Annotated in this window: 10 protein-coding genes; 5 read left to right on the top strand and 5 right to left on the bottom strand. The window is 37.8% G+C overall.

Annotated features, from left to right (window positions below; all coding sequences use genetic code 11):
* Positions 1–274 (bottom strand): zinc ABC transporter substrate-binding protein (locus HPY60_02895; GenBank protein NPV50132.1); only part of this gene is annotated, 274 nt, incomplete at its 3' end.
* Positions 275–562: 288 nt separating this feature from the next.
* Between HPY60_02895 and HPY60_02890 the strand changes: the two genes are divergently transcribed.
* The gene (locus HPY60_02890; protein ID NPV50131.1) at positions 563–1,627 is read left to right on the top strand and encodes a hypothetical protein; all 1,065 of its coding nucleotides are present in this window, start codon (positions 563–565) and stop codon (positions 1,625–1,627) included.
* A gap of 63 nt (positions 1,628–1,690) precedes the next feature.
* Positions 1,691–2,149 carry a methanogenesis marker 9 domain-containing protein gene (locus HPY60_02885; GenBank protein NPV50130.1) on the top strand — a complete coding sequence of 153 codons (459 nt, stop codon included), beginning with the start codon at positions 1,691–1,693 and terminating at the stop codon, positions 2,147–2,149.
* Here HPY60_02885 and HPY60_02880 read toward each other — a convergent pair.
* The 4 genes from HPY60_02880 to HPY60_02865 are packed head-to-tail and all read right to left on the bottom strand — an operon-like array spanning position 2,124 to position 5,258.
* Positions 2,124–2,795 (bottom strand): ribulose-phosphate 3-epimerase, encoded by a 672-nt coding sequence (locus tag HPY60_02880; GenBank protein ID NPV50129.1) that lies wholly within the window; start codon positions 2,793–2,795, stop codon positions 2,124–2,126. The genes HPY60_02885 and HPY60_02880 overlap by 26 nt on opposite strands.
* A gap of 3 nt (positions 2,796–2,798) precedes the next feature.
* Positions 2,799–3,452, bottom strand: coding sequence for a fructose-6-phosphate aldolase (gene fsa, locus HPY60_02875; protein NPV50128.1), 654 nt, complete (start codon positions 3,450–3,452; stop codon positions 2,799–2,801).
* A 25-nt stretch (positions 3,453–3,477) separates the two neighbouring features.
* On the bottom strand, positions 3,478–4,419 hold the full coding sequence (locus HPY60_02870; GenBank protein ID NPV50127.1) for a transketolase family protein: 942 nt from the start codon (positions 4,417–4,419) through the stop codon (positions 3,478–3,480).
* A complete protein-coding gene (locus HPY60_02865; protein ID NPV50126.1) occupies positions 4,416–5,258 on the bottom strand; it encodes a transketolase in 843 nt (280 codons plus the stop codon). Before HPY60_02865 ends, HPY60_02870 begins: the two co-directional genes overlap by 4 nt.
* Positions 5,259–5,357: 99 nt before the next feature.
* Between HPY60_02865 and HPY60_02860 the strand changes: the two genes are divergently transcribed.
* The 3 genes from HPY60_02860 (at position 5,358) to HPY60_02850 (ending at position 8,256) form a co-directional block, all read left to right on the top strand.
* Positions 5,358–5,951: a hypothetical protein gene (locus tag HPY60_02860; protein NPV50125.1), complete on the top strand. Its 594-nt coding sequence runs from the start codon at positions 5,358–5,360 to the stop codon at positions 5,949–5,951.
* A gap of 54 nt (positions 5,952–6,005) precedes the next feature.
* Entirely contained in the window at positions 6,006–7,682 is a 1,677-nt protein-coding gene (gene argS, locus HPY60_02855) for an arginine--tRNA ligase (protein NPV50124.1), read from the top strand.
* A 64-nt stretch (positions 7,683–7,746) separates the two neighbouring features.
* Entirely contained in the window at positions 7,747–8,256 is a 510-nt protein-coding gene (locus HPY60_02850) for a hypothetical protein (protein NPV50123.1), read from the top strand.
* Positions 8,257–8,266 lie beyond the last annotated feature (10 nt).

The raw sequence follows: 8,266 nt of genomic DNA, 5'->3' as shown, positions 1-8,266 counted from the left end.
TTTTAACGTCCTTATTTTCAGATGCGTTTATCATTCCGTCAAGCCATGGCTCAACGCCGTGGTAAACAACAAGTGAAGAAGTGTTAATTTCAGCCAATACACTTGGCCTAACATCAAAGTGGTCTGGACAAATCCCAGGCTGTACCAAAGATATAGCATCTACCTTATTCCCTCCAACTTCCTCTACAAAGTATTTCATCGTTGTTGTTGTACAGATTACTTTAATTTGTTCTGCAGAAGAGAAGGTGGGCATTGAGAATAAAACTAATGCCAAAATAAAAACCGATACCATTATTTTCTTTATAATAATCGCCTCCTAGTATTACGAATATAAAATTCGTGTTACTAATAAACTTTATGTTGCCTTTATAAAGGTTTTGATTGGTGTGGTATTTTGTATTGTAAGAATATTTATTTGAAAAATTTCTAAGTAAATTATATAAGGAAGTAAGTATAATATAAGGGTGGATAAAGGTAACATATTACCTAATAGAAAGCCTTATAAATCGCCCATGTATCCATAAGATAAAGGTAATATATTACCTATTAAGGAGGAAAATAAATGAGAAACATGAAAAAGATAATCACAGTTCTTTTGTTGCTTGCGTTGTTATTACCAAGCGTCTATGCAGCGCAAACTGTAAACAATGGAGACCAAAAGATTGTTACTATTGAAAATGATGTCAATGACGACCTTTTTATTTCAGGGGATCAAGTTACCATAAATGGTAATATTAATGGAGATCTATTTGCTGCTGGAGGGCAGGTAGTTGTAAATGGTAATGTCACTGGCGATGCTTACGTTGCTGGAGGAAATGTTACAATAAATGGCCAAGTCACTGGAGGACTTATCCTAGGTGCAGGTCAGGCAACGGTCTCTGGAAAGACTGGAAAGATACTAGCAGGCTGTGGAGATTTAGCAATTAAAGGAAATACAGACAAAATAATTGCCGTTGCTGGAAATGTAAAGATATACTCAACATCTGTAGTTGATAGGTATGCATATATCAGCACCGGTGGATTTGAAAATCAAGGTACAATAAATGGCGAACTAAATCTATCTGCGGAGCAGTTGATTGAAAAGGGCAATGTAGGCTCATTTAATTATACACAAAATACTGCTGGCAGAGATTTTTCTCAAGGAATCAGATCCTTATTTACCATATTCTCAATACTTGCCGCCATAGGGATGCTAGTTCTTGGAATTCTTATAATAAGATTCTTCCCAAAACTATTCTTTACAATTGAAAAGGAAGTTGAAAAGGACACAGCCGTTAGAACTATAATAGGGTTCTTATTGGCTATTGCAGCAGTGATTGTATTGATCATACTTGCAATTACTGTAATTGGTCTGCCTGTTGCAGCCATACTTGGAATGTTCTTCATAATGGCCCTTATGACTTCAGGACTCTTCGTCTCTTACTGCACAGGAAACTTTGTTACAAAGAGATTAAACATTAACACAAGTGAGATGGGGATATTCATAATCGGTTTTGTAATAATTACCGTTCTAAAGCTAATCCCCGTTCTGGGATTCTTTGTAGGTCTTGTAGTTGGAAGTCTTGGGATTGGAGCGATCTATTACGCAGTCAAAAACAACTGGAATGTAATAACAGCAAAAAATTAATTTAATTTTTTTCTTTTTATTTTAAGAACAACGCTTATAAACTTCTTATCAACCGTTCTTTCAATGATAAATCCAAACAACACCAGAATGGTTCCCGGCTGGAAGTTTGCACCTGTTCCTATATGCTACGGAGGAGACCTAAGAGCAATTGCATTCTGCTGCCATCCCGGATACCCTCTGACATTTTCATTCAAATGCGGCCTTCCTAAAGCTTTGGAAGAGCTTGGAATAACTAAAGAAGAGTACATCGAAATAAAGGACAAATTCTCAAAAGAACATGACTGGGATAGTGAACTTGTCTGCTTCAAATCTCTTTCTTACTGCTGTATGAGAAGAAGCGGGTGTATGGGTGGAAGAGACATAGCCTTAACAACAAAGTACAAAGACGAAGAAGCATACGAAAAATATTTTGCATTGAAGAGAAAGCTCTGTGTTGAAATACTAAAAAAGGCTAGAAACAAAGAAAAGGTAAAAGAGCTTCTAGAATATGAGCTTTCTAGACCAGAGCCTTTAGTCGAATAATATTATTTTTTATACTATCTTTTTTATTGAAAACTGCGGAGCCTGCTACAAGAATATCTGCACCTGCGTCTCTAATCTTCTTAATGTTTTTTTCTGTGACCCCGCCATCTACTAAAATCTCTATATCATGGCCCTTGACTAGTTTCTTGGCCTCTTTAATCTTGGGGAGCATTGTTTCAATGAAGCTCTGCCCTCCAAATCCTGGGTTTACTGTCATTATAATAAGTAGATCCATTGAGTCCAAAAGATGAGTTATTGTACTAACTGGCGTAGAAGGATTCAAAGCTATTCCTGACTTTACATTTAACTCCTTGATTCTATTCAATAATCTGTGTGGGTGGTATGATGCTTCAATGTGAAAAGATACATAATCTAAAGAAATATCCCTATTTTCTTTATCAAGGGCTTTTGAAAAAAGTTCCACGTAATCTGAGGGGTTTTCTATCATAAGGTGGACATCTATAGGAAGAGAAGTTATCTTTGAAACTGCTTCTACAACTAGTGGGCCTATTGTAATGTTTGGAACAAAGTGACCGTCCATCACATCTACGTGGATTATGTCTGCACCTGCATTTTCTGCTTCCATGATATCATCACCTAATCTAGAAAAGTCAGCAGAAAGAATTGAAGGTGCAAGTTTTGCCATGAATTAAATCTCCTTGTGCTCTACCTTTTTCCAGTCGCACATGAACTTCTCAATGCCTATATCTGTAAGGGGGTGTTTGATAAGCTTCATCAAAACATCATATGGAACGGTAGCGATGTCTGCGCCCATCATTGCAGCCTGTAGGACATGAATTGGGTGTCTGATACTTGCAATTATAACCTCAGTTTCAAAAAAGTAGTTTCTGTAAATCTGTTGGATCTCTGCTACGAGGTTCATACCGTCAGTTGATATGTCATCTAATCTTCCAACGAATGGAGATACGTAAGATGCTCCTGCTTTTGCAGCGAGAAGTGCTTGTGTTGCAGAAAATATGAGAGTAACATTCGTCTTTACACCTTGCTCGGATAATGACTTCACTGCCTTTAATCCATCTTTTGTGATTGGAACTTTTATTACAATATTTTTGTGGATGTCAGATAACTTTAATGCCTCTTCTATCATCCCTTTATAATCAGAACATGTGACTTCGGCCGATATTGGCCCATCTACAATCTTGCATATTTCCTGAATTATTTCCTTGAAAGGTTTCTTTTCTTTAGAGATCAGTGAGGGGTTTGTTGTAACACCTTCAATCAATCCAAGGCTTGCTGCATCCCTAATCTGTTCAATATTTGCAGTATCTAAAAAAAACTTCATTTTATCTCCTCTATTAATAATATGATTATTTTTTCATCGTTATAACATTTTTTGACAATTTATATATTTCATCGGCTGTTAAATTGTATATTTGCATCAAAAGCTCATAATCTCCGCTCTGGGCAAATGTATCCTTTATACCACACCTTAAAATTGGAACGGGATACTCTTCAGAGATTATCGATGAAACAAGTGCTCCCATGCCAATATAGATGTTGTGTTCTTCGGCTGTGACTACACAGCCTGTTTTCTTTGCAGATTTGATTATAGCCTGCCTGTCAATTGGTTTCAGTGTGCTAAGATTAACTACACCTGCAGAAATACCTTCAGACTTTAATTTCTGTGCAGCCTCGAGAGATTTTGATACCATAATGCCTGATGCAATTATTGTGATGTCGTCTCCGTCAACTAGAGTTGCGGCCTTCCCCAACTTTATTTCATCTTCGCTTTCGAATACGTTTGGAACTTTGCTTCTGCCAAGTCTTACATAAGTTGGGCCCTTTTCTAGAGATATCTCCCTTATCGTCTTCTTTGTTTCAAATGTGTCGGCTGGTACAATGACTTTCATATTTGGAAGGGCACACATGAGTGAAATATCCTCAATCATCTGGTGAGACACGCCATCTTCACCGACTGTGATCCCTGCGTGAGTTGCAACAATCTTCACATTCATCTTGGGGTACGCTATAGATTGTCTTATTTGATCATAAACTCTCCCAACGGCAAACATAGCAAAGGATGAAGCAAATACTGTCTTTCCCGTTGTAGCAAGGCCTGCAGAGATACCCATCATGTTCTGCTCAGCTATACCGATATTAAAGAACCTGTCGGGGAACTTCTTCCCAAATGATGAAGTCTTTGTTGAAGAGGATAGATCAGCGTCAAGCACGACTATGTCTTTCCTTGTTTCTCCAAGCTCTGTGAGAACTTCTCCATATGCGTCCCTTGGAACTCCAAATCCCGTCATGAACTCGCCTCCAGCTCCTTCATTGCAATCTTAAACTCCTCATCGGTTGGTGATTTACCGTGGAACCCTACATTGTTCTCCATGAATGATACCCCTTTTCCTTTGACAGTATGTGCGATAATTATTTTAGGTTTATCTGTAATCTTTAATCCTTCATTTACAGTTTCAATTATTTCTCTGATGTTGTGGCCATCAATCTCATAAACTTGCCAGTTGAATGCCTTGAGCTTGTCTTTGAGCGGCTCAATTGCCATGACCTTCTCCGTTGGCCCATCAATCTGAAGCATGTTTCTATCTATTATTGCTGTGAGATTTCCAAGCTTAAAGTTTGGTGCTGCCATCATGGCTTCCCAGACCTGGCCTGACTGAAGCTCCCCATCACCTAGTACTACAAATACTCTAGACGGGCTACCATCGAGCCTGAGCCCCAATGCAATGCCTGTTGCTATAGATAATCCCTGGCCCAAAGAACCCGTTGATATTTCAATGCCAGGGGTCTTTGTGCATGGGTGGCCCTGTAGGAGGCACTCCGGTTTTCTTAACTTCTTTAGTTCACTAACATCAAAGTAACCGGATTCTGCAAGCGCTGCATATAGCGAAGGACATGCGTGGCCCTTACTCAAAATGAATCTGTCTCTCCCGCTCCAAGAAGGATTTTTTGGGTCGTGATTCATTATATGGAAATATAGCGATGTCACGATATCTGCTGAAGAAAGAGATCCACCGGGGTGGCCCGACTTTGCAGAATAGATCATTTCAATTATATCTTTTCTAATTTTGTTAGCTTTTATTTTCAAATCATTAATCGTCAAATCATCTAAGGGTTCGTTTGCTTTCATCTTATCTGGTATAATCTAACTTTTCTCGATATAAATGATTTATGGTTTATAGCCACTAGACACGCTAAACTTTTTATATCTATAAATAAAAAAATAAACATGGAAACTTGTGGCATTTGTAGCAAAAGGATAAAGGACAATCTAGAGATGTGCTACTGCAGTTACTGTAACATGACCTTTCATTTCACGTGTATTGAAGAACAGCCATGCCCAAACTGCGGCAAAATTCTAAACGTTGCACATGTAAGACTCGGTAAACCAACAGAAATTTTTAGAAAAGATGAAAACAAGGATGTCTTTGTTGAAGAGGTTGATATAGAACAGAAGGAAGAGCCTTTATCCCCTGTTGAAGAAAGTTTTGAAAAAGAAGGGATAACTGATGAGGAAATCCCAGAGAGGATGAAAGGTGATTTCTACCCCGATGAATCCACTCAAGTAAAAGATATACAGAGACTAGATGTGCCACCAATGAGCCCGATGGTAGAGAGAGGTAAAACTCTTAGAAGGAGAGAAGCACCAAGGAAGAGAGCGGGCATATCAAAGAAGAAGTTATTGTTTATCCTTCTAGTTGTAGCCCTCTTAATAATAAATGCTGTTGTGATCTATTATGTATTAAATGAAGGAAGCATTCCATTCCTGAATATAGGGTTAGGAGGAGAAGAGACCACTACAAAAATCTTCTTAAATTTTTAATTTCTAACCAAAAACGATAAAAAGATTCTACTTAGTTTTTCTGTGGGGACGATATTGCTCAAAAAATTGAAGAACGAGTTGGAAGACTCAATAAGAAAAGCGGCTGGTTTGAAAGACATCGTGATAGTTTTTTCTAGACCTCCTGATTTTAAACTGGGCGATATTGCAACACCCCTGTCCTTTGAACTTGCAAAAAGATTAAAAAAGAATCCAATTCAGATTGCAAAGGATATTGTAGATACAATTATTTTGCCAGAAGGGATAGAGAAGGCAGAGACTTCTGGCGGTTATATAAACTTCTTTTTTGATAGAAAGTACTTTTCAGAAAAGACAGTTGAATCCATAATTACTGAAAATGGCTCTTATGGAAAGGGAGAAAAAAAGAACGATAAGGTAATGGTTGAGTATTCACAGCCCAACACTCACAAATCATTTCATATAGGGCATCTTAGGAACGTGTGCCTTGGAGATGCGCTTGCAAACATAATGGAATTTTCTGGCTATGAAACTGTTAGGGCAAACTATATTGGTGATGTAGGTGCCCATGTTGCTAAGTGCTTATGGGGTTATATGAAGTTCTATGATAGCTTCATCCCAGAAAATAACAAGGGGGAGTTCCTCGGGAAGGTCTATTCTGAAGCCGATAACAAAATCAAAGAATCTGAGGAGTATCAAGAAGAGTACAAAGTTGTCTTAAAAAATCTTTATAGTGGAGACAAAAAAACTATCGATGTCTGGCAAATGACAAGAGAATGGAGCCTTGAAGAGTTCAACAGGATTTACAAAGAGCTTGGAGTTAACTTTGATATTTTCTTATATGAGAGTGAGGTCAAAGATGAAGGTACAAAAATAGCAAAGGAGCTTTTGGACAAAGGTGTGGCAAAAGAAAAGGATGGGGCAGTCATAGTTGATCTGAAAGAGTTTGGGCTTGATGAGTTTGTAATATTGAGAAGTGATGGTACCGCACTTTACTCAACAAAGGACCTTGCACTTGCAGAGAGAAAGTTTCAGGATTTTAAGATTGATCTATCACTATATGTTGTTGGGAGCGAGCAGAAGTTTTACTTCAAGCAGCTTTTCAAAACATTGGAGCTTATGGGATTTAAACAGGCGAAAAGATGCTATCACTTGTCTTACGAGCTTGTCATGCTTGAAGAAGGTAAAATGTCTTCTAGAGAAGGAAATGTTGTGCTTTATTCAGAACTAAAGGATGTTGTGAAGAAAGAGGCATTGAATCAAGTGAGAGAGCGAAATATCTCAAATGCTGAAAGTATATCGGAAATTGTTACCTTGGGTGCACTAAAGTACAGCATGATGAAGGACAATAACAAGAGAATCATCTTCAACTGGAAGAAGGCTTTAGACTTTGAAGGTGACACTGCACCATATATCCAGTACGCCCATGCAAGGGCATCAAGCATTCTAAAGAAGCTAGGAGAATTACAATCTGAATTTGAAATAGAAGAGCTCAATGAAAAGGAGTATAAGCTTGTATCTTTACTCTCAGAGTTTCCAGAGGTAGTCGAAAAATCATCAGTTGATTATAGACCAGATTACGTTTCTAATTATGTATATGATGTTGCTAAATGCTTCAATGAATTTTATCACGAGTGCCACGTCATAAATGCTGAATCAAATAAAGAGTTTAGAGCTTCACTTGTAAAAGCAACTAAGATAGTTTTACATAATGCGCTGGCACTTCTAGGTATTAAAGCACCGGAAGAGATGTAACTCATTTTTGAGTATCTACCCAAATATTTATATATCGTTTTTATTTAATTTTTTTGGTGTTTCATTGAAAGCTAAAAGTTCAAAGAATATCGCCTTCACTGCAATCTTTGCAGCAATAGGAATCCTTTTCGGAACGATACTGCTTATCCCAACGCCGGTACCAAACGTTTATCTTGATCTGTCCCACATCGGTACAGTTCTCGCTGCTATATTATTAGGACCAATATTTGGAGGTATAACGGGCTTCATAGTCGGCATATGGCCAGGCCTAACCTTCGGGAATTTTTTTGTACCACCATTTAAAGCCTTAACAGGTATTTTTATTGCAATTCTGTCCAAAAAGACAAGACCTGGTATAGCAGTCTTTGCTGGGTACCTTCCTGAAGCATTTTTAACATACCTAACTCTTGCAGTATTAAAACTTCCATACGGACTTCCATTGCCTGTTGTATACACAATCTTGATGAAGGCGTTTGCTGAAATGATTATCTTGGCAGTGCTTATGGAAATCATAATGAGAAATAAAGGAGTAAAACACTTTCTAGAATCAAAGGTAGGATTTTTATACCTTTGATATTTTTAAT

This window comes from Methanofastidiosum sp. (assembly GCA_013178285.1).
GTDB lineage: Archaea > Methanobacteriota_B > Thermococci > Methanofastidiosales > Methanofastidiosaceae > Methanofastidiosum.
This window is presented reverse-complemented; position numbering and strand designations above follow the sequence as displayed.